Genomic DNA, 24,496 nt, shown 5'->3' with positions numbered 1-24,496 from the left:
AACACATTTACTACGTCTTTTCCCAATAGTAATACACAAAACGAGAAAAAGAAAGTGAAGTTTTTACATTCTGATTACAAAGTTAGTCAGGATACCTGTCACGTATCTCAATAAATTGTTCCAGATTATTTAGAAAAAGGTCAACTAATTTGGGGTCAAATTGTTTTCCTCTTTCTTTATTGAGTAATTCAATTATCTTTTCCAGCGGCCAAGCGGGCTTATAACAACGCTCGCTACCCAGTGCATCAAAGACATCCGCCAGTGCTGTGATTCTCCCGACAATGTTTATTTGCTCAGCTTTCAAGCCGTTTGGATACCCAGAGCCATCCCACTTTTCGTGATGTTGATGCGCAATTAACGCACCACATTGCAGAATCTCATTTGTTGAATTTTTTAAGATTTCAAACCCTTGCTGTGCGTGAGTTTGCATAATTATCCATTCTTCATCAGTGAGTTTTCCGGGTTTATTCAGGATTTGATCTGGAATACTGATTTTGCCAATATCATGGAGCGGAGAGGCGAGTTTGATGATTTCTGCATGGTAGTGAGAAAGTCCATAAAGCTGGGCTAAAAGCATACTATAATGTGCCACGCGTTTTACGTGGGAGCCTGTTTCTTTCGAGCGTTTTTCGACGGCTTCACCCAAAATATAAGAAAGCTCTTTTTGAGAGTCTTTGACGGTTTCACGCAACTTTAAGTTGTCGTAGGCTAGCGCTATATTGTTTGCAAAAAATTCAAGTAGCTGGAAATCCATGCTATGAAGATCGCTATCCTTACTCACATAAATCATCGTTTCACTGCCTTCTCGGGAAGGGAAGTAGCCGATATATTCATTGCGGGTCTTCATAGATGATTTTTTGTTGTGCGTTTCTATAAATAAATTTTGTACATTCTCTGGCAAAGTTACATTACTTGGCTCTACGCCTGCACCAGAGGCTGCTAGTAACTTAAATTTTGTGGGCTCATTAGCTTGATGATTTACTGCTGCTGCACAGTATATTTCCGAATCTGATAATCCCATTACAGCGGATACATGGGATAATATAGTTGATGCAAAATCCTGAATATTGCTACACTTTAAAAAATTCGAAGATGCATCAATAATGCGTTCGAGTCCCATTTTGTGCTTTTCGATGGTTTGAATATCCCGATGAGCGCGTAAAGCAGAATAGAGCAGCGTTTTTAACTTGACGGCAGTGAGCTCGGTTTTGTTCTTATAGTCATTAATATCGTAATCGCGAATAACCGATTCTTCCGGTGCTTCACCTGGCTGCCCTGTGCGCAGCACAAGGCGAATATCAAAGTTTTCTAAGTCATCACGGATATATCGCACTAAATCAAGCCCTGCATGATTACTTTCCATCACGACATCAATAAGGCCTACAGAAATATTCTGCTCCGTGTCCAAGATGACTTTTGCTTCTTGTGCTGAGTAGGCATGATGAAATCTCAATGCTTTATTCTCAAACTTAAAGCCGGACAACACCAGCTTAGTCACTTGGTGAATGTCTTCTTCATCGTCTACAACCAGAATATCCCAGTAGGTATCGGCCATTTGATTTATTGGGCTTTCTAGCACTTCATCTGAGAACAAAAATCCGCTCACAGATTGCTCCTCTTTTTATGCTGACTCAACGTTAGTATAGTCGGCAGTAACAAGGCCGCTAATCTTGTTGAGGTTTTTTCTCGATATTTTGCAATTCTAGTTCGATTGCATCGCAAGAAATGTGGATTTCATAAAGAGAAAGTAGCAATGATAAGGTTAGGCTACAGAGACTCGCACCAAATAATGTTACGCCAAGTAAGGATATTTCAAGGAACAAGGCAAACATTGAAGACGTACAAAGTAAAAACGCAATTACGCCCCATACTTGCATTCGTCTGATTAATCTAATTCGTTTCCTTAAGTTTTCGATTTGCGCTTTAACCAAGGATCTTATGGTGTCGCCTTCTCGAGCGTTTAATTCACGGATCAATTGTGCGAGTACCAAAAAGCGATTGGTGTAAGCGAGCAGTAATAAAGAAATTGCTGGGAATAATAGGCCCGGTGTTGTTAGAGTCATAGTCGTATTTTAATGGAATAGCTTGATGTTTAAGTGTGATGATAATGAATGATTTTATCAAGAAACAAATGAGCACATTGAGTGCTAATTCAATAGTGAAGATAATGCAATGAGTGAACAATCTTTTCATTGGGTGCAATTGTGCGCTATCAGCGGCTTTGTTGAAGCGCATTTACTCAAAGGTCAACTAGAACAAGCGAATATTCAGGTTCGCTTACAAGGTGAGCATTTGTCAGGTGCTATTGGTGAAATTCCAGCAGAGCAAGCTGCCATCAAGCTCTTTGTTTATGCAATAAAGTTACCCGAGGCTCAGGAAATATTGGTAAACTATAACAAATCACGTCATCGCAGTGCCGCCGAGCTGTCGGATTGGCTATGTAACCACTGTGCAGAATTAAATGGACCAGCGTTTGAATATTGCTGGCAATGTGGAAATAAGCATGAGCAAAGCAAATAACTTTCAAAGAATTAGAGAGTTAAATTATCTTCAAAAGGCAGTCTTAGGTGCTGCTATTATTGAGCGTATGTTGCCAAATTATTCATTATTTAGTGAGGCTACGGGTTTTGGCGACGAGCAAGTTCTCAGAAATGCGCTGAATTTAATCTGGGAGAAAATATTACTGCCAAAGAGCAAAATTAGCTTAGAAAAGCTGGTTGAAAAGGTTGAACCAAATGTACCTGAGCTCAGTGAGTTCGATATGTTTGGTACCTATCCCGCAATCGATGTAGCGACAGCGCTGTTAGGCATGTTGCAAGGCCTAATGACAAAAGATGAACATGAGTTTGTAAGCGTTGCCAAAATTTCTCAGGCAACGGTAGCTAAATACATCGAGTTTATGTTGATGGCGGAAGATATATCTCCAACGAATGAGTTAGTGCGTGAACACCCGCAGATGCAGTATGAAATTGAAATCCTCGCTGAGCTTATCGAACACGTGGAAAATATGGGGCGTATTAGCAGCGACTCGGTGAAGTCGCTAAAGGCCTTGGCACTAGCTGACGGCCAAACAAATATTGGTTTGGAACTTGAGTAGCTGATTTCGTATAATCAGCGGCTGCAGTAAAGAGTTTGGAGAAAGTAACTTGCGTATTTTGGGTATAGAATCCTCATGTGATGAGACGGGTATTGCTATTTATGATGATGAGCAAGGGCTGTTGGCACATCAATTATATTCTCAGGTAAAAGTACACGCCGATTATGGTGGGGTAGTGCCTGAACTTGCTTCTCGTGATCATGTACGCAAAACGATCCCTCTTATTGAAGCTGCTTTCGCGCAAGCGGGTTGCGGTCCTGAAGACCTTGATGGCATTGCTTATACCGCAGGGCCGGGTTTGGTCGGTGCTTTGTTAGTTGGCACCTCAATTGGTCGCTCGTTAGCATTTGGTTGGGGGCTCCCAGCCGTTGCCGTACATCATATGGAAGGCCATTTGCTTGCCCCTATGCTTGAAGACGATAAACCAGAGTTCCCATTCGTCGCGCTGCTAGTCTCTGGTGGTCATACCATGATGGTCAAAGTCTCAGGTATCGGTGAGTATGAGGTACTTGGTGAGTCAGTGGATGATGCCGCTGGTGAAGCATTTGATAAAACCGCAAAGCTACTCGGTCTTGATTATCCTGGCGGCCCAATGCTTGCGAAAATGGCGACACAGGGTCAAGCAGGGCGATTTACTTTTCCAAAACCGATGACAGACAGACCAGGTCTGGATTTTAGTTTCAGTGGATTAAAAACCGCAGCGGCAAACACGATTCGTAATGAAGGCGATGATGAGCAAACGAAAGCAGATATCGCTCATGCCTTTCAAACTGCGGTCGTAGAAACACTAGCGATTAAGTGCAAGCGGGCACTGAAAGAAACAGGCATTAAAAGCCTTGTGATTGCAGGTGGCGTCAGCGCCAATACAGAACTTAGGCAAAAGCTTGAGCGCATGATGCTTGGTATGAAAGGGCGAGTTTATTATCCGCGCACTGAGTTTTGTACAGACAATGGGGCGATGATAGCTTATGCAGGAATGCAGCGCCTAAAAGCAGGTCAGCATGCGCCACTTGATATGAAGACTAAGCCACGTTGGCCGCTGGATAGTCTAGAAAAAGTCTAGACCTTAGTCTTTAGACTTTTTCCCCACCTTGGGCTCTTTACCACTCAAGAGCCTTTTAATATTTGCCCTATGACGAATAATAATCACCACAGTTAAAAAGCTTACCGGCACCGTATAAAGCGGTTTTATCCACCATGTGTAAAGTGGAGCTGCTGCGACTGCGACAATCGCTGCGAGTGAAGAATAGCGTGTTAGCGCTAGCACCACGAGCCACGTACTAATCAATAGCCCACCCAATGACAAGCCGATGGGTAATAGCGCACCAAATGCCGTTGCTACCGCTTTACCACCGTTAAAGTGGAAGAAAATAGGATAAATGTGACCAAGGCATGCGCTTACGGCTATTGCACCTAACCACACAGGTTCTATTTTCAGAAAGTAGGCTCCCCACACCGGGATGGTTCCCTTTAAAATATCGAAGACGAGCACCAGCGCAGCTGGGATCTTTCCTCCCAATCTTAATACATTGGTTGCGCCTGGATTATTAGAACCATTAAAGCGTGGATCTGGTAGATTGAATAACCGACAAACCAGAATCGCTGAGGAAATCGATCCCAATAAATAAGCACATACGCACATTAAACTGATTAACACTGTCTTCCTTATTTTTTATTGCGTTGTTTTGGGCTATGATCGGCGGTCTTAAGTCCTGCACAGATCGCGAATTGCGATTAGAAAATGCGGGTGAATTACAGCGATAAACATGTTTGGAGTTTACATGGATAAAGTCTATATCTCACAGCTACACGTCGAAGCCATAATAGGAGTGTACGACTTTGAAAAAGAAAGTAAACAAAGCCTTTACTTTGATGTTGAGATGTTGACCGATATTAGCGCTGCCGCTCGCCATGACGATATTAGTTTGGCGGTTGATTATGCCAAAGTGAGTGAGCGTATTATTGCGCATACCCAAGCAAAACCAGTTGAGCTATTAGAAACGTTAGTTGAACAGCTTGCCGCAATGATCCTAAATGAATTTAATGTACAACAAGTGCTTATAAAAGTGAGTAAACCTGCTGCCGTGCCACAAGCACAAACGGTTGGTGTAGAAATTGTGCGTAAGAAGTAGAATTATCATGGCACAAATTTTTATCAGTCTCGGCTCAAACATAGAAAAAGAAAAAAATTTGCTGAGTGGCTTGAGCGTATTGATAGAACACTTTCCGGATTTTCAACATTCGAGTGTGTTTGAGAGTGAAGCCGTCGGGTTTGCTGGGAATAATTTCTATAACTCGGTCTTTGCGGCACAAACACAGCTGTCTTTAGACGAAGTGTATAAACTGCTCAAGTCGATAGAATACGATCATGGTCGTCGCTGTAGTGAAAAGAAGTTTAGTCCACGCACGTTAGATCTCGATATTCTCTTTTATGACCACCTTATTTGTTCATCACCCGCTCAGTTGCCTCGGGATGAAATAACCAAAAATGCCTTCGTGCTTCAGCCATTAGCTGAACTAGCTCCTGATTTTATCCATCCTGTTGAGGGTAAAAGCATTGCTCAGTTATGGCAGGAGTATCACAACCCAACTCAAAAATTATGGAAAGTGGAGTTTCCCAAGCAATGAGCTTTATTGAGATTGTCGTCCTTGCAATTATTCAAGGTCTCACTGAATTTTTACCTATTTCGAGTTCTGCCCACTTACTGCTACCTTCACAGGTACTAGGTTGGCAAGATCAGGGTCTTGCCTTTGATGTTGCTGTTCATGTTGGTACTTTGCTGGCTGTCGTTATTTATTTTCGACAAGACATTGTCAGCCTATTGGCAGGATGGTTCAAATCATTCTCAGGTACGCACTCGAAAGAAAGCCGGCTGACTTGGTGTATTGTGGTTGCCACTATTCCATTCGTGATCTTAGCTCCACTGCTTAAGGATATCGTAGAAGTTTATTTACGTAGTGCTTGGGTGATTGCAACATCGACGATAGTATTTGGTTTACTGCTTTGGTATGCCGACGTGAAAGCGAAACAAATCAAAGACGAATTTGCCTTAAACTGGAAAAGCGCATTGATACTGGGGCTTGCGCAAATTACCGCTGTTATTCCCGGCACATCGCGTTCAGGTATTACCATCACCGCAGGTTTATTACTCGGGCTTGATAAGAAAAGTGCGGCGCGCTTTTCGTTTTTAATGTCTATTCCAGTCATTTCGATGATGGGATTGTATTACAGTTTAGAGCTTGCTACCGGCGATGAAGTGGTTGATTGGAATGCGTTATTAAGTGGTGCAGCACTGTCGTTTATCTCAGCTTATGCCTGTATCTTCTTTTTCCTGAAAATCATAGAGCGCATGGGCATGATGCCATTTGTCATTTACCGCTTGCTACTTGGGGTGGGATTAATCGCTTTCTTGAGCCTAAGTTAATCTGGGCTTTGGATAATTCAGCAAGGTTAACAGAAAAGCCAGCTTGATGAAGCTGGCTTTAGGGCCTGTTGGCCTTCGCTGTTTGATTTTTGTTCTTCTGAGTGTGTTTTGGTCGCGACGCTCGACTTGCCGCCTAGTAATCTAGGCAAAAGTTGAGCAACAATGAACAAAGCGCACTCAGGTGAACCCAAAGGGCAGCGCTTGATTGGCATTTCTTCTGTGTTGCCCCACAAGGATGTGGGGTAAGGTGACTTTGCAGGAGCACAAAGTCTTTATCGCCAGACTTACATAGAATGACTATGCTACGCAGGCTCTGCCTTGTATAAATACCAATCAAACTGCTGCAAAAACAAACTTGGAAGAGCAACAGGCCCTAGACTGCATTAAGCAATTTGCTTTTCCGCAAGGCATAATTCCATGGTCGCCTTCAACAGTCGATAAAGGTTTATAGATGCATCTATTTCTTCTTTACGGTTTGTTAAGCTCTCAATATTTAAGCCAAGAGAAATATCTAGATGTGAGCAGCTTTTTAAGATTTGATCTAGATTTTCTCTACAAATACGAATTGACTCACTTAGTGTATTGTCTGCATCTAACATGCGCCACTTGGTTGCTTCTGGTACTGAAATCCCCAGCCACTCCATAAACTGCAAGGTTTTTTCTCCACCACATGGAGTAAAGGTAAGAATAATGCGTTTTGGTGTTTGCCCTTGCTGTTTACAGGTGCGAGCATAGCTCGTAATAAGATCTATGGTTGCTTGAGCGTCATACACTGCTTGGGAAACAAAGAATTGGCAGCCTTGCTCTGTTTTATCAATTAACCTTTCGTGTTCATTACGCTTACTGGCGTGGCGCTCTGCGATAGTTACACCACCTAAGAAAAAGTCATCTTGATGATGCTTCAATACCTTATAGGCTTCAGAAAGCGGCAACTTAATATCGCCTTGTGAAGACGGACTGCCCACCAATACTAGATTGTTTAACCCATATTGCTGTTTTGTGCTGCTTAACCAATCGCCAAAAGCTTCACTGTCGCGCTGTGCCACACTTTTATACGTAATTACATCAAGGTGTGATAATTCGCGGATCAACTGACTATATTCACACGGATCAACGGTGTGCTTAAAAGGAAATGGACGCGGTACTTGAGTACGGCTGCTTTCATCTTGAATGTCATAGATGATCACGCCGTCGTATTCAATCTCATGTAAACGGCCCAAAAGCTTAGCGGCAATTGATTTTAGCTGCTCTGGGTCGGTGCCAATCTTAGGTGGTGTGGTACCAATTAAATATACCCCTTGGTTAGGGTCAATGATTTTCTCTTGAAGCGTTAAAGCCATAATCCTCATTCCACAAAAGCATTTCTGTATCTCTTTACTAATATAGCAGCCATTTAGACGTCTAGATAGATTTTTTTAATGAAAGAATTTCAATAATTATGAATTTATCTCAAGTGCTCAAACCAAAATTTCATATTTGTTTACACATTAGGATGGTAAATCACCTTGGAAATTAGCGAATTAGTATGGCTTTGGGGCATAATCAGGAGGTTTACTAACGTAAGTGAACACGACTTACTTAGAATAAAAAATATGATTAGGACCAAATTCATGAAATTCAAATTACTAGCAACCAGCTTTGCCGTAAGCTTAGCGCTTAGTGGCTGCGCAGCGACGAATTCAGACCAAGCCCAACAGTCAGCTGAAAGTACTCAAGCTGCCCAATCCAATAAAGTATTCGCCCAAGATTATGTTTTGGAAGAGCTAGAAAATGGCCTTCGCGTCATGGTAGTTAAAACTAACTATCCTGATGTGGTATCGCTACAGATCCCGGTTTCTGTTGGCTCGCGTAATGAAGTCGAAGCGGGTAAAACCGGCTTCGCTCACTTCTTTGAGCATATGATGTTCAAAGGCTCAGAAAAGTATCCACAAGACGTTTATTCAGACATTCTAAAAAATTCAGGTGTTGATAATCGCGCCTACACCACCAATGACTACACGAACTATCACCTAAATTTCTCGAAGCAGCATTTAGATAAAGTATTAGAAATCGAAGCGGATATCTTTCAGAACCTGACTTACAGTGAAGAACAGTTTCGTACTGAAGCACTAACCGTGAAAGGTGAATACCTTAAAAATAATGCCAGCCCAGTTCGAAAACTGCTTTCTGCGGTAAGAAAAGAAGCATTTGATAAACATACCTATAAACACACAACGATGGGCTTTTTTGAAGACATCGAAGCAATGCCAGATCAAATGGCCTATGGTAAAACCTTCTTTGAACGTTTTTACAAGCCAGAATACGTATCGCTTGTCATTGTGGGTGACGTAGATCCAAAAGAAACCATGGCTATGGTGAAAAAGCACTGGGGTAATTGGAAAAAGGGTGATTATCAAGCTGATATTCCAGTTGAGCCTAAACAAGAGAAAGCACGTTACGTCCATGAAAAATATGATGGCTTACCAGGTCACTGGTTGCTTGTTTCATATAAAGGCACTGCATGGGAGCCGAAGAAAAAAGATCGAGCTGCGCTTGATTTGATCTCGCAGTTATACTTCTCTCAAAACTCTGAGTTATATCAAGAGCTGGTGGTAGACAAACAGCTTGCAAGCCAAATGTTTACCTACAACCCTGAAACCAAAGACCCTGGTCTTCTGCATGTTTTCGTTAAAGTTGAAGATGAAAAAGATCTGGCGACAGTGCGTGATGCAATCAATAACACTTACGCAAAAGCACGCACAGAGCTGGTAGATGAAAATAAACTTGCTGCACTTAAATCAAACCTAAAGTACAGCTTTATTAACGGCCTTGACTCATCACAATCTATTGCTTCGACACTCGCAAGCTACATGCATTTTGAGCGTGACCCTGAAGTGGTGAATGCGCTTTATGCAAGTGCAGATAAAGTCACTGCGAAAGACATTCGTGATATTGCCAATAAATACTTTGTGGACAGCAGCCGCACAACGGTGACTATGTCTGCACTTGAGTCTGTGCCTGGTTTTGATAAGGAAGTTAACTTAGACAAGTTAGTAGCAAAAATGGACAAGCCAGTAACGCGTCATTTCAACGTATTAGACAAGACCAATAATTCACCGCTGGTGGATGTGAACTTTCTTTTTTACACAGGTGCTGCCGCAGATCCTGCAGGTAAAAAAGGTCTTGCTGCGCTTACTGCGGCTATGATTGCCAAAGGCGGAAGTGAGTCGCAATCATACAAAGAAATTCAAAAGGCGCTGTATCCTATTGCTGGTAGCTTCGGTTATCAAATCGATAAAGAAATGATTTCTTTACGTGGTCGTATTCATAAAGATAATGCAGATCAATGGTATGGCATTGTGAGTCAGCAGCTTTTGAGCCCAGGGTTCAGAGAAGATGATTTTAAACGTCTGAAAAAAGAGCTAATCGACGGCATTAAGGCTGGTTTGAAAGCGTCAAATGATGAAGAACTAGGTAAAGAAGTGCTTTATCACGAGCTGTACAAAGGCCACCCATACGAAAGCTATAACTTTGGTGATTTATCAGACTTAGAAGCAATCACACTGGATGACGTTAAGGTTTTTTACGCTCAGCAATTTACTCAAGCTAAACTTAACGTGGGTATCACAGGTGCACTCGATAAACAGCTAAAAGAAGCGATGTTTAACGATCTTGCGGCTTTACCTAAAGGCGAAGAAGCGCGTTTACAAGTGCCAGATGCCCCTAAACTATCTGGTCATCACGCAACCATCGTAGAAAAGAATGCAAAATCAACAGCGGTCTCTTTTGGTTTCCCAATCGACACGGTTCGTAGCAGCAAAGACTGGGCTGCGCTTTGGTTAGTGCGTTCATACTTTGGTGAGCATCGCAGTTCAAACAGCCACTTGTACCAGCGTATCCGTCAGGTACGTGGTATGAACTATGGTGATTATGCATACATCGAATACTTCCCTCGTGGTATGTTCCAAACTAAGCCGGATGCAAACTTAGGTCGTAGTGAGCAAATTTTCCAAGTGTGGTTACGCCCACTTCGTTCTAATAACGACGCCCATTTTGCAACGCGTACTGCATTGTTTGAACTCGATAAGCTGATCAAAGAAGGGATGAGCAAAGCAGACTTTGAAGCAACACGTAACTTCTTAATCAACTTTGTGCCGCAAATGGTGGCGAGCCAAGATAGACAGCTAGGTTATGCACTTGATAGCCAGTTCTACAACACCGATGAGTTTGTTGCCTATGTGACAAAGCAGCTAGCGTCGCTGTCTGTTGAAGATATCAATCGAGTTATCAAAGAGAACTTGCAGACCGAAGATATTCACTATGTGTTTATCACTGGTGATGCAAAAGATATGGCGAAGCGCCTAAGTGCTGAGCAGCCATCTCCTATGACTTATAACACGAAAAAGCCTGATGTATTGCTGGCAGAAGATGCTGAAATTGCTACATACCCGCTAAATATTCCAAGTAAGAATATTAAAACGTTGGATGTAGAAAAAGTGTTTGAATAACGATTATTCAGCTTAATAAAAAATGGCGGCTAAAAATTTAGCCGCCATTTTTTTGTATCAAAACCACGCGTAATTTTAGGTTATGGTGTTGAACCACTCCACTGCGGCAGCTATCCAAATTAACGAGCTAATTAATAATGTCAGCGTAACGGCCGCTGATGCCATATCTTTTGCACGACCAGATAGTAAGTGATGCTCGGTACTCACTCTATCTGTCAGCGCTTCGATTGCCGAGTTGATAAGTTCTATGACCAATATCAACAGTACACTACCGACCAATAAGGCCCACTGAGCAATACTTTGCGCCAATATGATTGATAAAGGAAGACTTGCCACCAGTAACCACGTTTCTTGTCTAAATGCCGACTCTTCTTTATAGGCTGCTTTCATTCCTTTCGCTGAGCAATGCGTTGCTTTGATTATCCGCGCAAGCCCTGTGCCATTTGGTTTGTTGGTATCCGTTGTCTTGATCTTTATCGACATATTAGCGATCCCGCGTTGGTAGTATTCAATGGGGCGTTATTATACGAAGATCTGTTCAGTTCGACAGTGCAAAATTGTAAGAATCTTTGGTCCAGCTGAGGGTATTTAAAACCAGGCTAAAATATGTTGGTTGGTTATTAGATATAACCAAGTGTTTGAAGCCTGATTTTTTATAATACATGACACTCAATGACTCTAAGCGTTACACTATGAGAAGTATCAGTATTATCGGAAGTTCGTCACATGAGACATGAGATTTGGAATAAGTTACGCGAAGAAGCCAATGAGTTGGTTGCTCGCGAACCATTGCTTGCTAGTCACGTTTACTCGAGTATTTTAAATCACGAGTGTCTTGGTTCTGCATTAAGCTTTATCGTTGCAAATAAGTTGGCGGATGCCGTGGTGTCAGCATTTACAATCCGCGAGTTGTTCGATCAGGCCTTTGTGCACTGCGATACTATGCTGACTCATGTTGCACATGATATAAAAGCTGTTAAAGATCGTGACCCAGCTGCCGATAGTTATCTCAACGTAATTTTGAATCTGAAAGGTTTTCATGCAATCCAAGCACATCGATTGGCATACTGCTTATGGCGTCAAGACAGAAAAGAGCTGGCTCGCTTTATACAGAGCAGAACCTCTGAAGTATTCGGTGTTGACATCCATCCTGCTTGTAAAGTCGGTCATGGTATTATGTTTGACCATGCGACTGGTATAGTCATTGGTGAAACAGCGGTTATTGAAGATAATGTTTCTATTCTGCAATCAGTCACACTTGGTGGTACGGGTAACGAGCAGGGTGACCGTCACCCGAAAATCCGCGCCGGTGTATTGATTGGTGCTGGTGCCAAAGTACTTGGCAACATTGAAGTAGGAGAGGGCGCTCGAATTGGGGCAGGTTCTGTTGTACTCAGCCCTGTAGCACCGCACACTACGGTAGTGGGGATCCCTGCTAAGGTGGTTGGTAAGCCATCATGCCCATGTCCTGCAGAGAGTATGAACCAAAACTTCCTAGAAGACGATGATAGGCTCGAAAATGAGTCTATCACTTCTGCGATGTTGTAGGTTATTAGATTAAAAATGGGGAAATCACTTCCCCATTTTTATGTCCGCTTACTGGGTTGCTTTGACCATAGACACCACCTCCCCATCAGCCAGTTGCGTAATTATCGGCTTTTCTGGGTCGACATCCGCCACTGACTTAATCACTTTATCTTCCTGCTTGGCAATACTATAGCCCCGAGCTAATACCGCCAGTGGGCTGACACTGTCTAGTTTTGCGCTTGATACCGCGAGTTGATGTCTTTGTGTATTAAGCTTTTGCTCCATTGCATACTGCAACTTATCACTGAGTTGTGCGACCAATTGCTTGAACTGAGCGATCCTTTGCTCTGGATGTAATCGATCAAATCTATGTTGCAGCAAATGAAATTGCGATTGCTTTTGACGTAAGTGGTGGGCTTGGGCACGAATTAATCGCTGCTCTAACTCATCAACTCGCTGTGTTTGCTGCATAAGTTGATTCTTAGGGTGTTGTAGCTGCAGTCGGGCTTCAAAGTTTGCTAAACGCTGTGATGCACCTTCAAGGCGACGCTTAAAAGCCTGATTGAGATATTGTAGTAACTGCGAAGTACGCAATTTTAGCGCTTCTGAGTCTGGGCTCACTAGCTCTGCGGCCGCCGATGGGGTTGGCGCTCTGACATCTGCAACATAGTCAGAAATGGTAGTATCTATTTCGTGGCCTACTGCGCTTATCACCGGAATTGAGCTGGCAAAAATGGCCCTTGCGACGGGCTCCTCGTTAAAGCTCCATAAGTCTTCTAATGAGCCGCCACCTCTGCCAACGATCAATACGTCTACCTCGCGTCTAGCATTCGCCTGAGCGATTTGCTTGCAAATCTGCTGCTTGGCTTCATCGCCTTGCACTAGAGCTGGGTAAATTACAACTTGTAACTGTGGGGCACGACGTTTGAGTACAGTCAAAATATCCTTGATGGCAGCGCCAGTTGCTGAGGTGACGACCCCCACGCGATTAATGACACTTGGCAAAGACTTTTTGTGACCAGCCGAAAATAGGCCTTCTGCGGCTAGTTGCATTTTAAGGGCGTCAAACTGTTGCTTGAGCAAGCCTTCACCAGCTGGGGCCATTTGCTCGACTATCAATTGATAGTCGCCTCGCGGTTCATACACTGACACTCTAGCTTGTACCATTACCTGCTGACCGTTGGCTGGGCGGTGGTTACAGTATCGATTATTACCTCGCCACATGGCCGCTTTTATCTGTGCTTTGTCATCTTTTAGAGAAAAATACCAATGCCTTGAGGCCGGAGCAACAAAGTTTGAAATTTCCCCGGTAAGTTGTACAGAGGCAAAACCTTGCTCTAAGAGCGAGCGTATTTCTCTGTTAAGTCTTGATACAGAATAGGTTTTATTATTATTGGGGTATCCCATGTTGGCCTCCATAAAAAATTCACAGTCACTTTATCACATTTTTTGCTAAATTTTATTTACTCCCATAAGGAACGCTGATAAAATTCGCACGCAATTCCTTATACTCAGTTCACTTGAGAGAAGCCGCGAACATGCTAAGAATTGCAAAAGAAGCCCTTACCTTTGACGACGTACTTTTAGTACCAGCTCATTCAACTGTTCTTCCTCACACAGCAAACCTGAAAACGCGTTTGACTCGTGGGATTGAATTAAACTTACCGCTTGTTTCCGCTTCAATGGATACAGTGACAGAAGCGCGCTTAGCGATCGCTCTGGCACAAGAAGGTGGTATTGGTTTTATCCACAAAAACATGACTATCGAAGAGCAAGCTCGCAACGTGCGTAAAGTTAAGACGTATGAAGCGGGTATTATCTCTTTCCCTGTGACGGTTACTTCTGATCTTACGATTGCAGAAGCAATGGAGCTTGCACAGGACAAAGGGTTTTCAGGTTTCCCGGTTGTTGGTGCAAACAACCAACTTGAAGGGATCGTGACTAGCCGTGATATGCGTTTCGAAACTAAGCTAGAAAAAGCAGTTTCAACGGTCATGACTAAGAAAGATGACTTAGTGACAGTAAAAGAAGGCGCATCTCGTGAAGAGATCCTTGGCCTCATGCACGAACACCGTATCGAAAAAATCTTAGTGGTTGATGACGCATTTGCACTAAAAGGCATGATCACCGTTAAGGATTACCAAAAAGCGCAAGATAAACCAAACGCGTGTAAAGATGAGCAAGGCCGTCTTCGTGTTGGTGCTGCTGTTGGTGTTGGTGCTGGCACTGATGAGCGTATTGCTGCTTTGGTTGAAGCGGGTGTTGATGTACTACTAATCGATACTTCTCACGGCCATTCTCAAGGTGTTATTGACCGTGTTAAAGCGACGCGCGAAACTTATCCAGAACTACAAATCGTTGCAGGTAACGTAGCAACAGCTGAAGGCGCAATTGCATTGGCTGATGCTGGTGCAGACGCCGTTAAAGTGGGTATTGGCCCAGGTTCTATCTGTACTACTCGTATCGTTACAGGTTGTGGTGTACCACAAATTACTGCGATTTCAGATGCAGTAGAAGGCCTAAAAGGTCGTGATATTCCAGTGATTGCCGACGGCGGTATCCGTTTCTCTGGTGATATCGTAAAAGCGCTAGTTGCTGGTGCTGCATGTGTAATGGTGGGTTCAATGCTGGCGGGTACTGAAGAGTCTCCTGGTGAAGTTGAACTATACCAAGGCCGTTACTACAAGTCTTACCGTGGTATGGGTTCTCTTGGTGCGATGAACCAAAAAGAAGGTTCATCTGACCGTTACTTCCAGAAGAGTGATGCTGCTGACAAACTAGTACCTGAAGGTATTGAAGGTCGCGTAGCATACAAAGGACCGATCGCAACGATTATCCATCAGCAGATCGGTGGTATTCGCAGTGCAATGGGTTTAACTGGATGTGCAACCATCGAAGAATTAAATACTAAGCCGCAGTTTGTACGTGTGACTTCTGCGGGTATGGGTGAGTCTCACGTACATGACGTGCAGATCACCAAAGAGGCGCCTAACTACCGTATGGGTTAAGCCTCAAGGCGTGTTTCTGGGCTAGCAAGTTGCTAGCCCTTATTACTTTTGATAGAGGCGCAATGCGGCTTTATCCTGTTTAGTTCCTAACTAACGAGATTATCAATGAGCAAAGATATCCACGATTCCCGAATTTTGATCTTAGACTTTGGTTCGCAATACACTCAGCTAATTGCACGTCGTGTACGTGAAATTGGTGTTTACTGTGAACTTTGGGCTTGGGATGTGACAGAAGAGCAAATCCGTGAGTTCAACCCTCAAGGTATCATTCTATCAGGTGGCCCAGAGTCAACGACGCTTGAAGGTAGCCCAAAAGCACCAGATTATGTATTCGAAGCAGGCGTGCCTGTACTGGGTATCTGTTATGGTATGCAGACGATGGCAATGCAGCTTGGTGGTCAGGTACATAGCTCAGATAAAAAAGAATTCGGCTACGCAAAAGTAGAGAAAGTGGGCGACTGTAAGCTATTTGAAGCGATTGAAGATCACATCGAAGATGGTGCTGGTTACCTAGACGTGTGGATGAGCCATGGCGATAAAGTTGCTAAAATTCCAGATACATTCAAAACTTCAGCGAGAACGGATACTTGTCCTCATGCGGCAATGTCTTGGGAAGAAAAGCGCTTCTACGGTGTACAGTTTCACCCAGAAGTAACGCATACTCAGCAAGGTTTGCGTTTACTAGAGCGTTTTGCAATTGATATCTGTGGCTGTGAAAAACTATGGACGCCTGAGCAAATCATTGAAGATGCAATTGAGCGTATCAAAGAGAAAGTAGGGGATGATGAAGTTATCCTTGGCCTATCTGGTGGTGTTGATTCATCAGTGGTTGCAATGCTTATTCACCGTGCGATTGGCGACAAGCTAACCTGTGTATTTGTTGATAATGGCCTGCTGCGCTTGAACGAAGGCCAGCAAGTAATGGATATGTTCGGTGATAAGTTTGGTCTGAACATCATCAAAGTAGAAGCTGAAGAGCGTTTCCTTAACGCGCTTAATGGTTTAAATGACCCTGAAGACAAACGTAAAGCAATTGGTCACACTTTTATTGAAGTATTCGATGAGCAAGCTAGCCAGCGCGTAAACGCGAAATGGCTAGCACAAGGTACAATTTACCCTGATGTTATCGAATCGGCTGCATCTAAAACCGGTAAAGCGCATGTGATCAAATCTCACCACAACGTGGGTGGATTACCTGAAGATATGGAGCTAGGTCTGGTTGAGCCACTACGTGAACTATTTAAAGATGAAGTTCGCAAGATTGGTCTAGAGCTTGGTCTACCGTATGACATGCTTTATCGTCACCCGTTCCCAGGTCCAGGTCTTGGTGTTCGTGTACTTGGCGAAATCAAGAAAGAATACTGTGACTTACTGCGCCGTGCTGACGCTATCTTCATTGAAGAGCTACATAAAGCGGATCTATACCACAAAGTATCTCAAGCATTCGCTGTGTTCCTACCAGTACGCTCTGTTGGCGTGATGGGTGATGCACGCAAATACGACTGGGTGATCTCACTACGTTGTGTTGAAACTATCGACTTTATGACGGCACGTTGGTCACACCTACCATACGAGCTACTAGGCCACGTTTCAAATCGTATCATCAATGAAATTGATGGTATTTCTCGCGTGGTTTACGATGTATCAGGTAAGCCGCCAGCGACAATCGAGTGGGAATAAGCTTGGTTGTAAAAACCTAACCTAGCTTTCGTTAGATTAAGAAAAGGCCAGTCAGTATTTCTGACTGGCCTTTTTTATGAATTTTTACTTTCCTAAAAAACCTTGCGGAGGTATGTGGCTTCTTCGCAGTGATGTTTATAGTGATGCTGACCTGCTATTTTTTGGGCTGTGACTGCACAGCACCGCATTTCACATATATCAAACCGATTATGGTGAAGCTGTAACTTGTTTCTGGACATTTCTGAGTTAAAGCATTAACTCTAACTCGTCAGCTTCGGATAACAATTTCTTTGGGTTAACGCCGCCTTAAGCGGTGAGTATTAGTTGGCTAAAAAGTGAAGCGAAGCGGAACCGAGCCAACGGTAACGAATCCAACTTTAAGGCTTTGTTAGCTTTACCTAAAATCGTCAGGTGAATCAAAAAAATTAATGAGTTCATTGAAGCAGTCAACCGTAGATTGACCTGATGCTAATTCAATAGCATCTTTAACTGAAAGAACGATGTAATTTCCTAGTCTAGGATTAACAAGCCCAATTTGGTTAATAGTATTTTGATGTAAAGAGTAATTTAAAGTTAAATAAATAAGTATTTGCTTTAAATCTGCAATCCTAAAATCTCTTTCACCAGACTTAACTTCGTACAGTGTAGTGCCTGCTAAAACATCTCCAAAGCAGTCTGATACGAAACCACAACCTGAAAAATGTGGAGATATAGTAATTAATTCTCCTTTCTCGTAATAAAAGAAGTAATAAAATAAGTTTTTTGCTATGAGTTTAGATTCTTTTATTTCATCTTCTTCCAAAGGGGTTAATTGATCAGGATTAAAATCTAAATTCTTAATGTAAGAAAAGGCAGATTTTGCAACTTTTGATACATCTTCTTGAGTCAATTTACTAACTTTATCAATTTGGCTCTCTACCATTTTTTTGTACAAATAGAAACCCGTTTCATTTATCAAAGCTCGCCTAGTTGGTTCCGATTCTGAAAAAATGCCATCATCAAATGTTTCTTTCTGAAGGTTACATTTCCTAACTAGCCTATTTAAAAATGGAAAGGTTTTCTTCCATGTAGACGGGTAATTTCTAGATAACTGAGTAACAGTAATCATAAAAGAGTGCCCCAACCGCTGATATTAAAACGCTCACCAAACCACTTAATCAACAATGTATCTAAATCAGAAAGCTCCCCTTTTACTTTATCGCGCCAATGTTGTCCTTCGTCCCCTAAAATATAGGATGAAATTAAAAGCGAACGTTTTTCCCACCTACTTAGCGAAGAAAACGATTTTAGTTTATCAGAAATCCAATAATCTGAGTCATGTTGTGCCATAGCAAGAACGATCTCCGCAGTGATAACAGGATTTACTTGGTTTTTATACGCTTTAATAAGGGCAAAATCAGCTTCTTCAGATTTGTCATGTGCTAAAATCCTAACAGCGTACATCAAGTTTATCGGCACTTTAGTGATATATGATTCGTTAATTACTAGACCTCTCAGATCTTCAAAGATTAGTTCCCTTGAATCATTATCAAGGTCGCTCATGATTGAGCGACAAAGCAACATTACAGATGGAAAAACAGGATATAAAACATCTAGATTGGATTTAGCTTCATCTCGTTGACCAAACAAGGAAAATATTGCAGCCTTTCTCTGTTGAGGACTAAGGTATTTAATGGAGTTTATAAGCCTCCTCGTTAAAGCTTGATTAATACGACTTTTACTGATTTCTTTTCCTAACATTCCCACAACATCAAACTTTTCTAACTCACTTTTCAAGTCTTCGTAGTCAGTATCCGCAGTCGGAGAATAAGGATCATAAAATAGTCTTAACTTTAGGAAATTATCAGCTTGGATATTATCTTCATCGGAATCATTTTGATTTCCAAGTTCTGATAGTGATAAAAACTCACTTGAGGTCATTATTTGAGTTTTTGACTTTTGGATTGCTAAGCCTTCATTCTCAGTTAACTTTTCACATAAATAAATGAGATTTCCGTACGCTTCTTCAACAGAATCAGTGAAGATGATGTAATCATCTGCATATCTGCAAAATTCAATTCCTTCAGAAAGTAGCAAGCGATCTATTCGATTTAATAATAACTCACTTAATATTCTAGCCGCTGGACCTCCTACTGGAAGACCGTAAGAAACACCTTTAGAAATCTTTGAAAGTAACTTAACTATACGTTTTACTGACTCTGTGTTTGTTGTAGCTTTTCTTAAAGCGTTTTCAATTCTATGGTGGTAAACACTAGGATAAAAATTTGAAATATCGCATTTTAGAACAACAGGTTTACTCTTAGCTAACTCTACTGCTCTTTTGTTAAACTCAGACCAGTTGTATTGACGGTCAAAGAGATATTTTTTGTCTTTATCGTAGTTAAATCTATATGAGAAAACCTTCTTTTTGGAGGTGGGGATTCTCGCAGCTTCGATATCATCGGAAATGGACAGAACTAAAGCCAAAAAATATGCATTCCAAAGAGGGTCTATTTGAGTCCCATATCTGAAACCATGATAACCGACTGCTTGTAAAGCCTTTTCGTGTAAAACTGGATATTCAGATAAATAGTTTTCAAATGAGGAGTGAACCTTTTCTAACAAATCTATAGTTTCAGTTTGTTTATCATTAAATAAAAGATTTTCAACAGGGAAAGGAAAAATATCAGTGTCCCCATGGGCAATGATATTTTCAACAGATTTCTTTAAGTATTGTCTAAATTTGCTCATCACTGTCCTTATGTTGCGAATGTAAGATTGATAATGCTAACATTTTAGTATTTATGCGACACGCAGTTTGTGTTGCATAATCGCTTGTTGGACTGAGCCGCTACCTACTCGGTGTGACAGAGTTGGTGTTGTTTATGCTATGGCTTACTTAGAAAAAACAGGCTTTTTGGAGGCTCTCACTTTCCTAGCTAGTGTAATCAGTTTAGCTAGTGTTATGTAAGCTTTCCCTGCATCGCTCAGCGCTTATTATGTCTTCATTACACCTAAATTTGCCTTAATAAGCAATTATATTTTTTACGCGCACAGAGGCCGCTAGCCTGAGCAATTAAGCAGGTTAACTAATTGGTTTTGAGCAGCTATCGAGCTGCTAATTCGTTCGGTCTACTTTGGTCGTTGGTGCATCTAACTTGAATACGCCAATTAGCCGCAAGATACCTGCCTTACAATGCTGACAAGGCCAATGCGGTATCTGTGTCACGTTTTCTGTCTTTGGCTTCTCCACTTATGTTTTAATGCGTTTTAAAATGTGCTGCGATAAGTTGGAGGCACAAGATGGATAGGGTTACCTCGGGTTCGCGACGGCTGCGTGTTGAAGAGATATAAGAGCTTCGTCGTGATATACAAGAATTCTCCGTCTAGGCTAAAGCTGAACTAAAACGTCGACGAACAGCAAAAAATCAAAAAAATTCTGTGCATGGTATAGATGATGGTATCGAGAAAAGCCACCTGCCTAACTAGCTGTTATGTAGATATATTTTCTTCTTATTGATCTTCGAGTGGGAATAATGGCTCTAAAATGAGTTAGCATCCACTTAAGAAAATGGCGAATATGATAAATATTCGCCATTTTGCTTGTTTTAGAAGCAGTTGAATCAAAAAAGTGATTTTTCACTTTACCTTTCAAAAAAGCGCTTTATAATGCGTCGACATTGCAGGGGCGTAGTTCCAATTGGTAGAACAGCGGTCTCCAAAACCGATGGTTGCGGGTTCGAGTCCTGCCGCCCCTGCCACTTCTTATTTTGCACTTCGCATATTTTCAAAGTAAACTTCCTTAAAAAATTAAACTGCTTAGCCATGAATCCGATTTACGCAGATATTCTTGATATTGTACCGCTAAAGCTAAATTCTACATTTGCACATCTTGATCCCAACGCAGTTGTTGCTACTGATGTGAATGAGCTTCAGCAAATAGCTTTACCGACTGTTTTGTTGCAGGACTTTGAATTGGTAATGGGTAGAAAAATTGAGGTTGTCACGGGTAACACGATTGCACTTCAGGATAACCAATTGAGTTTGCCAAGTGCACAACTAAGTACGGCTCAAAAGCGTGCGTTGTGGCAATTAATCTGGAGTCAACAAGATGCAAGTTAAGCAAGGTGGCTTACTACAATTTCCACTTAATGAAATAATGCAAGTAGAACAAGCCTGTCATGCTTTTCCTTGGAGTGAGAAAACCATGCAGTCCTGCCTTCATGGTCGTTACTTTAATACAGCTATTGTTGATGGTAACACGCTAGTGGGTTTCTACGTTGCAGAGCGTGCGGGCCCAGACTTAACCTTGATGGATATTTGTATTCGTCCTAATTACCAAGGTAAGGGCTACGCGAAGCCATTAATGGAAGATTTGTTAGCGCAAGCAGAGACCTTGCAGGCAGAAAATATCTTCCTTGAAGTAAGAGCGTCAAACGCTTCAGCAATCGCGTTATATCATCGCTATGATTTTGTCGAAATGGGCTTGAGAAAAAACTACTACCCGAGCACTCATGGTCGTGAAGACGCAATGCTCATGGCCTTACCATTAGCCTAAGTGACTATTATCCGTGGGCTGGTCTATCGATAGGGTGTAGCGCATAGCCTCAGTGAGCTTAAGCAAATAGTAATGGCGATTACTGTTTTGTGTTTTTTGCAAACTGGTTTCTAGTTCCCCTGCGGCTTCATGAATATTCATAAAGCCAAAGCAACCCGCGCTGCCTTTGATACTATGTGCTAGTGCCCTTAAAGATTCCCATTCCTGTGTATCATAAAGCTTTTGCAGCTCAACTAGCTGTGACGGTAGCTTTTCAACGTAATTTCGGCTTATTTGTAAGAACTTTTCGGTTTGTAATAAGGCATCCCATGAAGAGGACTTGCCATTTTGAAGTTCAAGGTACTCTAGTAGTAATTTACCTAGCAATTCTTTATCTATCGGCTTGCCAAGAGTGGCATCACATCCTGCTTTAATATGGTTGTCTATGTCGTGTTTCATTACGTTGGCAGTAAGTGCGATGATTGGTCCATCATAGGCGGCATGTCTGAGCATTTGCGTTGCTTCTTCACCACCCATGACTGGCATTTGCATATCCATTAAGATCAGTTGATAGTCTTCAACCAGCGCCATTTCAACCGCTTCAGCACCGTTATTAGCAATATCAGGAACTATGCCCCAATTAGACAGTAGCAGCGTAATAAGCTCTTGGTTATCGGGATTGTCTTCCGCAACAAGCACTTTGGCATCAAGCTCTTTTACTGCTGCAATATGGGTTTTACTGTTATCCGGTTGTCTTGGTCGCTCAAGTGCGTTTAGCCAAGAGTAAGAGCGCTCTTTGAAATTACCCGAGACTTCAACAGAAAATAGACTACCTGCGCCTTGTTGGCTTTGAACATTTACGTCACCGCCAAGCAGTTGTGCTAGATTCTTTGATATACAAAGACCTAGTCCTGTGCCACCGAAGCGCCGAGTTGTTGTTGTATCAGCTTGCTCAAAAGGCTTAAATGCGCGCTCTAGCTCATTTTGCGACATGCCAATTCCGGTGTCTTTGATACTAAAAATAAACTTTTCAGATTCCGGTCTAAACTCCACCTTTAAATGAACGCCACCGTACTCAGTAAATTTCACCGCGTTTGTTGCGATGTTAAGCAAGATTTGTTTTAAGCGAGTAATGTCGGTGTAAAGCTTATCAGGCAACGGTAGAATAAATTCTGTGGAAAAGTTCAGTAGTTTTTCATTCGTCATCGGCTCAATGATGGATTCAATATCATTGATGAGTGGCATCACCAAGACCTCTGATTCCTCCACATCTAGTTTTTCAGCCTCAATTTTAGAGAGGTCTAAGATATTATTGATAAGTTCTAAAAGGTGTTTAGAGTTTCTTAAAATTGTGTCTAGGTGCTGTTTTGAGGCAGGAGAATTAGGATTCTGTATAAGCTGCTCGGTAAACCCCATAATAGCGGTAAGCGGGGTACGTATCTCATGACTCATGTTAGCTAAAAAGCGACTTTTAAGCTGGTTTGCCTGCTCGGCTTCTACAATAGCAACTTCTAGCTTGCTATTAGTTTCTTCTAATTCTTTGGTTCTGTCTTCAACTTTCTCTTCCAAGTGCTCTTTGTAATCCTCAAGCTCTCGCTGAAAGGTACGAATTTGGCCGATCATATGGTTGAAATCTCTGAAAAGAATGCCAACTTCGTCACTATTATGCTCTGGTAGCGCCACCATTAGATCACCATCTCCGACCCGGTGGCTCGCTTCGCCCAATAACTCTATTGGATTTAACAACAGGTTACGAACCACGATAAAAATCAAGATCGGTAGTGTAATCACAGATAAGATAACGATCAGTGCTGTGATCAGACTAATAGTTTTACCTGAGCGATAGAGTAGTGATTTGGGAATTGTCGAAATATAAAAGTAACCACCACTTAGTTGCGCGCTATAGGTCATTCTTTCTACATTATCAATGCTATGAATAACGGTAGAGTCTAATTGCCCAAGATCAGCAATATAGCCTATTTTTTCTATTTCACTGGCGCTTAAATAGTGGCCAATGAGATTTGTATCTGAGCTGAATAATACCTCACCATCAATGCTCACCAAGAGGTTTAGCGTATTATCATACGGAGCTTCAAGTATGCTAGTACTTAAGAGAGAGGGAGAAACTTGTACGACGATATAGCCTTGTTGTCTAGGCTGCTTAAGTTCGTAATCTACACTGTAGATCTGCTGGACAAAATACAGCTGTGTACCTGCACTTGAGGCAACCATAAATTGATGTTGGCGTAAGTTACTTTGCATGATCTGTTTGGCGAAAGGGTAGAGGTTTGGCGCTTCGCCCAAGTTACTGGAATAAAATGCGGAGCTTCTGCCATTGGGAGATAAAAGATTGATACTAATGATATCAGGGTAGGCTTCACTATAACTGGCAAAAACATCCATTAGCGCACCTAAACGCTTAGTCTTTTCCATTCTTTCAAGATGGGCCGAATTAAGAAAATCACTAAGTACTGGAGAGGTTGAGAGCAGTTTTGTCGTGGACTGGTAGATCTCAATATAATTGAACATCTTCTGCTGTTGTTGTTCAACGAAACGACTAACAATGAGCTTGGCTTGTTTTTGCGTTGAGCTAGTTACATTCGTGAGCGTAAATCCGCCAAGAAACAGCAAGGGTAATATCACAAGCGGGGTGATATACCAAAGGAGTCGAATACTTAACTTGCTTGTTTTCATGGATAACTAGCTGCCTTGCTACACGAAATCTTAATGACAAAAAAATTAACATGAGTATTAAA

22 protein-coding genes and 1 tRNA gene are annotated in these 24,496 nt (G+C 42.1%); 13 read left to right on the top strand and 10 right to left on the bottom strand.

The window, feature by feature from the left end:
- Window positions 1-82 precede the first annotated feature (82 nt).
- Entirely contained in the window at window positions 83-1,606 is a 1,524-nt protein-coding gene (locus L3V43_RS03360) for a DUF3369 domain-containing protein (RefSeq protein WP_010607628.1), read from the bottom strand.
- Window positions 1,607-1,664: 58 nt separating this feature from the next.
- Window positions 1,665-2,063 (bottom strand): DUF2721 domain-containing protein, encoded by a 399-nt coding sequence (locus L3V43_RS03355; protein WP_010374626.1) that lies wholly within the window; start codon window positions 2,061-2,063, stop codon window positions 1,665-1,667.
- A gap of 109 nt (window positions 2,064-2,172) precedes the next feature.
- On the opposite strand from L3V43_RS03355, the gene L3V43_RS03350 reads away from it, so the two are divergent.
- The 3 genes from L3V43_RS03350 to tsaD are packed head-to-tail and all read left to right on the top strand — an operon-like array spanning window position 2,173 to window position 4,160.
- On the top strand, window positions 2,173-2,520 hold the full coding sequence (locus tag L3V43_RS03350; protein WP_010607629.1) for a DUF2007 domain-containing protein: 348 nt from the start codon (window positions 2,173-2,175) through the stop codon (window positions 2,518-2,520).
- Window positions 2,504-3,097, top strand: coding sequence for a YjaG family protein (locus L3V43_RS03345; RefSeq protein ID WP_010607630.1), 594 nt, complete (start codon window positions 2,504-2,506; stop codon window positions 3,095-3,097). The genes L3V43_RS03350 and L3V43_RS03345 overlap by 17 nt, the downstream gene beginning before the upstream one ends.
- A gap of 49 nt (window positions 3,098-3,146) precedes the next feature.
- Window positions 3,147-4,160, top strand: a complete 1,014-nt coding sequence (gene tsaD, locus L3V43_RS03340) for a tRNA (adenosine(37)-N6)-threonylcarbamoyltransferase complex transferase subunit TsaD (protein WP_237115739.1) — start codon at window positions 3,147-3,149, stop codon at window positions 4,158-4,160.
- A gap of 3 nt (window positions 4,161-4,163) precedes the next feature.
- Here tsaD and plsY read toward each other — a convergent pair whose 3' ends face one another.
- Window positions 4,164-4,754 carry a glycerol-3-phosphate 1-O-acyltransferase PlsY gene (gene plsY / locus L3V43_RS03335; protein ID WP_029215929.1) on the bottom strand — a complete coding sequence of 197 codons (591 nt, stop codon included), beginning with the start codon at window positions 4,752-4,754 and terminating at the stop codon, window positions 4,164-4,166.
- 124 nt (window positions 4,755-4,878) lie between these two features.
- On the opposite strand from plsY, the gene folB reads away from it, so the two are divergent.
- Genes folB through L3V43_RS03320 form a run of 3 tightly spaced genes read left to right on the top strand, consistent with a single transcriptional unit; the run spans window position 4,879 to window position 6,522 of the window.
- Window positions 4,879-5,229 (top strand): dihydroneopterin aldolase, encoded by a 351-nt coding sequence (folB, locus tag L3V43_RS03330; RefSeq protein WP_010607633.1) that lies wholly within the window; start codon window positions 4,879-4,881, stop codon window positions 5,227-5,229.
- 7 nt (window positions 5,230-5,236) lie between these two features.
- Window positions 5,237-5,725: a 2-amino-4-hydroxy-6-hydroxymethyldihydropteridine diphosphokinase gene (gene folK, locus L3V43_RS03325; protein ID WP_095729838.1), complete on the top strand. Its 489-nt coding sequence runs from the start codon at window positions 5,237-5,239 to the stop codon at window positions 5,723-5,725.
- Window positions 5,722-6,522: an undecaprenyl-diphosphate phosphatase gene (locus tag L3V43_RS03320; protein ID WP_010607635.1), complete on the top strand. Its 801-nt coding sequence runs from the start codon at window positions 5,722-5,724 to the stop codon at window positions 6,520-6,522. The genes folK and L3V43_RS03320 overlap by 4 nt, the downstream gene beginning before the upstream one ends.
- Before the next feature lie 26 nt (window positions 6,523-6,548).
- Here the strand turns inward: L3V43_RS03320 and L3V43_RS23785 are convergent, their stop codons facing one another.
- Window positions 6,549-6,734, bottom strand: a complete 186-nt coding sequence (locus tag L3V43_RS23785; protein WP_102057468.1) for a hypothetical protein — start codon at window positions 6,732-6,734, stop codon at window positions 6,549-6,551.
- Window positions 6,735-6,905: 171 nt separating this feature from the next.
- On the bottom strand, window positions 6,906-7,862 hold the full coding sequence (locus L3V43_RS03315; RefSeq protein ID WP_010374634.1) for a methylenetetrahydrofolate reductase: 957 nt from the start codon (window positions 7,860-7,862) through the stop codon (window positions 6,906-6,908).
- A gap of 270 nt (window positions 7,863-8,132) precedes the next feature.
- Here L3V43_RS03315 and L3V43_RS03310 point away from each other — a divergent pair, with 270 nt between their 5' ends.
- Window positions 8,133-11,009 carry a pitrilysin family protein gene (locus tag L3V43_RS03310; RefSeq protein ID WP_237115740.1) on the top strand — a complete coding sequence of 959 codons (2,877 nt, stop codon included), beginning with the start codon at window positions 8,133-8,135 and terminating at the stop codon, window positions 11,007-11,009.
- A gap of 75 nt (window positions 11,010-11,084) precedes the next feature.
- Here the strand turns inward: L3V43_RS03310 and L3V43_RS03305 are convergent, their stop codons facing one another.
- The gene (locus tag L3V43_RS03305) at window positions 11,085-11,492 is read right to left on the bottom strand and encodes a diacylglycerol kinase (protein ID WP_010374636.1); all 408 of its coding nucleotides are present in this window, start codon (window positions 11,490-11,492) and stop codon (window positions 11,085-11,087) included.
- A gap of 243 nt (window positions 11,493-11,735) precedes the next feature.
- On the opposite strand from L3V43_RS03305, the gene cysE reads away from it, so the two are divergent.
- Complete coding sequence (gene cysE / locus L3V43_RS03300; RefSeq protein ID WP_010607638.1) at window positions 11,736-12,557, top strand: serine O-acetyltransferase; 822 nt, start codon at window positions 11,736-11,738, stop codon at window positions 12,555-12,557.
- A gap of 48 nt (window positions 12,558-12,605) precedes the next feature.
- Here the strand turns inward: cysE and xseA are convergent, their stop codons facing one another.
- On the bottom strand, window positions 12,606-13,943 hold the full coding sequence (xseA, locus tag L3V43_RS03295) for an exodeoxyribonuclease VII large subunit (RefSeq protein WP_237115741.1): 1,338 nt from the start codon (window positions 13,941-13,943) through the stop codon (window positions 12,606-12,608).
- A gap of 131 nt (window positions 13,944-14,074) precedes the next feature.
- Between xseA and guaB the strand changes: the two genes are divergently transcribed.
- Complete coding sequence (guaB, locus tag L3V43_RS03290) at window positions 14,075-15,544, top strand: IMP dehydrogenase (RefSeq protein WP_102057463.1); 1,470 nt, start codon at window positions 14,075-14,077, stop codon at window positions 15,542-15,544.
- A 105-nt stretch (window positions 15,545-15,649) separates the two neighbouring features.
- Window positions 15,650-17,224: a glutamine-hydrolyzing GMP synthase gene (guaA, locus tag L3V43_RS03285; RefSeq protein WP_088529796.1), complete on the top strand. Its 1,575-nt coding sequence runs from the start codon at window positions 15,650-15,652 to the stop codon at window positions 17,222-17,224.
- A 394-nt stretch (window positions 17,225-17,618) separates the two neighbouring features.
- Here guaA and L3V43_RS03280 read toward each other — a convergent pair whose 3' ends face one another.
- Window positions 17,619-18,332 (bottom strand): hypothetical protein, encoded by a 714-nt coding sequence (locus L3V43_RS03280; RefSeq protein WP_211858511.1) that lies wholly within the window; start codon window positions 18,330-18,332, stop codon window positions 17,619-17,621.
- Window positions 18,329-19,954: an RNA-directed DNA polymerase gene (locus tag L3V43_RS03275; RefSeq protein ID WP_211858510.1), complete on the bottom strand. Its 1,626-nt coding sequence runs from the start codon at window positions 19,952-19,954 to the stop codon at window positions 18,329-18,331. The genes L3V43_RS03280 and L3V43_RS03275 overlap by 4 nt, the downstream gene beginning before the upstream one ends.
- 933 nt (window positions 19,955-20,887) lie before the next feature.
- Between L3V43_RS03275 and L3V43_RS03270 the strand changes: the two genes are divergently transcribed.
- The 3 genes from L3V43_RS03270 to rimI all read left to right on the top strand — a co-directional run bounded on the left by L3V43_RS03270 (window position 20,888) and on the right by rimI (window position 21,761).
- Window positions 20,888-20,964: transfer RNA gene (locus tag L3V43_RS03270), tRNA-Trp, on the top strand.
- Between the two features lie 64 nt (window positions 20,965-21,028).
- Window positions 21,029-21,325 carry a hypothetical protein gene (locus L3V43_RS03265; protein ID WP_102057456.1) on the top strand — a complete coding sequence of 99 codons (297 nt, stop codon included), beginning with the start codon at window positions 21,029-21,031 and terminating at the stop codon, window positions 21,323-21,325.
- Complete coding sequence (rimI, locus tag L3V43_RS03260) at window positions 21,315-21,761, top strand: ribosomal protein S18-alanine N-acetyltransferase (RefSeq protein WP_010605967.1); 447 nt, start codon at window positions 21,315-21,317, stop codon at window positions 21,759-21,761. Before L3V43_RS03265 ends, rimI begins: the two co-directional genes overlap by 11 nt.
- On the opposite strand, the gene L3V43_RS03255 is transcribed toward rimI, so the two are convergent.
- A complete protein-coding gene (locus L3V43_RS03255; protein WP_237115742.1) occupies window positions 21,753-24,434 on the bottom strand; it encodes an ATP-binding protein in 2,682 nt (893 codons plus the stop codon). The two genes, rimI and L3V43_RS03255, sit on opposite strands and share 9 nt — an antisense overlap.
- Window positions 24,435-24,496: the final 62 nt, after the last annotated feature.

Source organism: Pseudoalteromonas sp. L23 (assembly GCF_021728455.1).
Lineage (GTDB): Bacteria > Pseudomonadota > Gammaproteobacteria > Enterobacterales > Alteromonadaceae > Pseudoalteromonas.
This window is presented reverse-complemented; position numbering and strand designations above follow the sequence as displayed.

Coding starts and splice junctions, on each gene's coding strand:
- guaA (WP_088529796.1), top strand. CDS start 15,650: ATGAGCAAAGATATCCACGATTCCCGAATTTTGATCTTAGACTTTGGT.
- L3V43_RS03265 (WP_102057456.1), top strand. CDS start 21,029: ATGAATCCGATTTACGCAGATATTCTTGATATTGTACCGCTAAAGCTA.
- L3V43_RS03255 (WP_237115742.1), bottom strand. CDS start 24,434: ATGAAAACAAGCAAGTTAAGTATTCGACTCCTTTGGTATATCACCCCG.
- L3V43_RS03345 (WP_010607630.1), top strand. CDS start 2,504: ATGAGCAAAGCAAATAACTTTCAAAGAATTAGAGAGTTAAATTATCTT.
- folK (WP_095729838.1), top strand. CDS start 5,237: ATGGCACAAATTTTTATCAGTCTCGGCTCAAACATAGAAAAAGAAAAA.
- L3V43_RS03275 (WP_211858510.1), bottom strand. CDS start 19,954: ATGAGCAAATTTAGACAATACTTAAAGAAATCTGTTGAAAATATCATT.
- L3V43_RS03350 (WP_010607629.1), top strand. CDS start 2,173: ATGAGTGAACAATCTTTTCATTGGGTGCAATTGTGCGCTATCAGCGGC.
- L3V43_RS03315 (WP_010374634.1), bottom strand. CDS start 7,862: ATGGCTTTAACGCTTCAAGAGAAAATCATTGACCCTAACCAAGGGGTA.
- L3V43_RS03305 (WP_010374636.1), bottom strand. CDS start 11,492: ATGTCGATAAAGATCAAGACAACGGATACCAACAAACCAAATGGCACA.
- L3V43_RS03320 (WP_010607635.1), top strand. CDS start 5,722: ATGAGCTTTATTGAGATTGTCGTCCTTGCAATTATTCAAGGTCTCACT.
- guaB (WP_102057463.1), top strand. CDS start 14,075: ATGCTAAGAATTGCAAAAGAAGCCCTTACCTTTGACGACGTACTTTTA.
- folB (WP_010607633.1), top strand. CDS start 4,879: ATGGATAAAGTCTATATCTCACAGCTACACGTCGAAGCCATAATAGGA.
- L3V43_RS03355 (WP_010374626.1), bottom strand. CDS start 2,063: ATGACTCTAACAACACCGGGCCTATTATTCCCAGCAATTTCTTTATTA.
- L3V43_RS03280 (WP_211858511.1), bottom strand. CDS start 18,332: ATGATTACTGTTACTCAGTTATCTAGAAATTACCCGTCTACATGGAAG.
- xseA (WP_237115741.1), bottom strand. CDS start 13,943: ATGGGATACCCCAATAATAATAAAACCTATTCTGTATCAAGACTTAAC.
- L3V43_RS23785 (WP_102057468.1), bottom strand. CDS start 6,734: ATGCCAATCAAGCGCTGCCCTTTGGGTTCACCTGAGTGCGCTTTGTTC.
- L3V43_RS03310 (WP_237115740.1), top strand. CDS start 8,133: ATGAAATTCAAATTACTAGCAACCAGCTTTGCCGTAAGCTTAGCGCTT.
- cysE (WP_010607638.1), top strand. CDS start 11,736: ATGAGACATGAGATTTGGAATAAGTTACGCGAAGAAGCCAATGAGTTG.
- rimI (WP_010605967.1), top strand. CDS start 21,315: ATGCAAGTTAAGCAAGGTGGCTTACTACAATTTCCACTTAATGAAATA.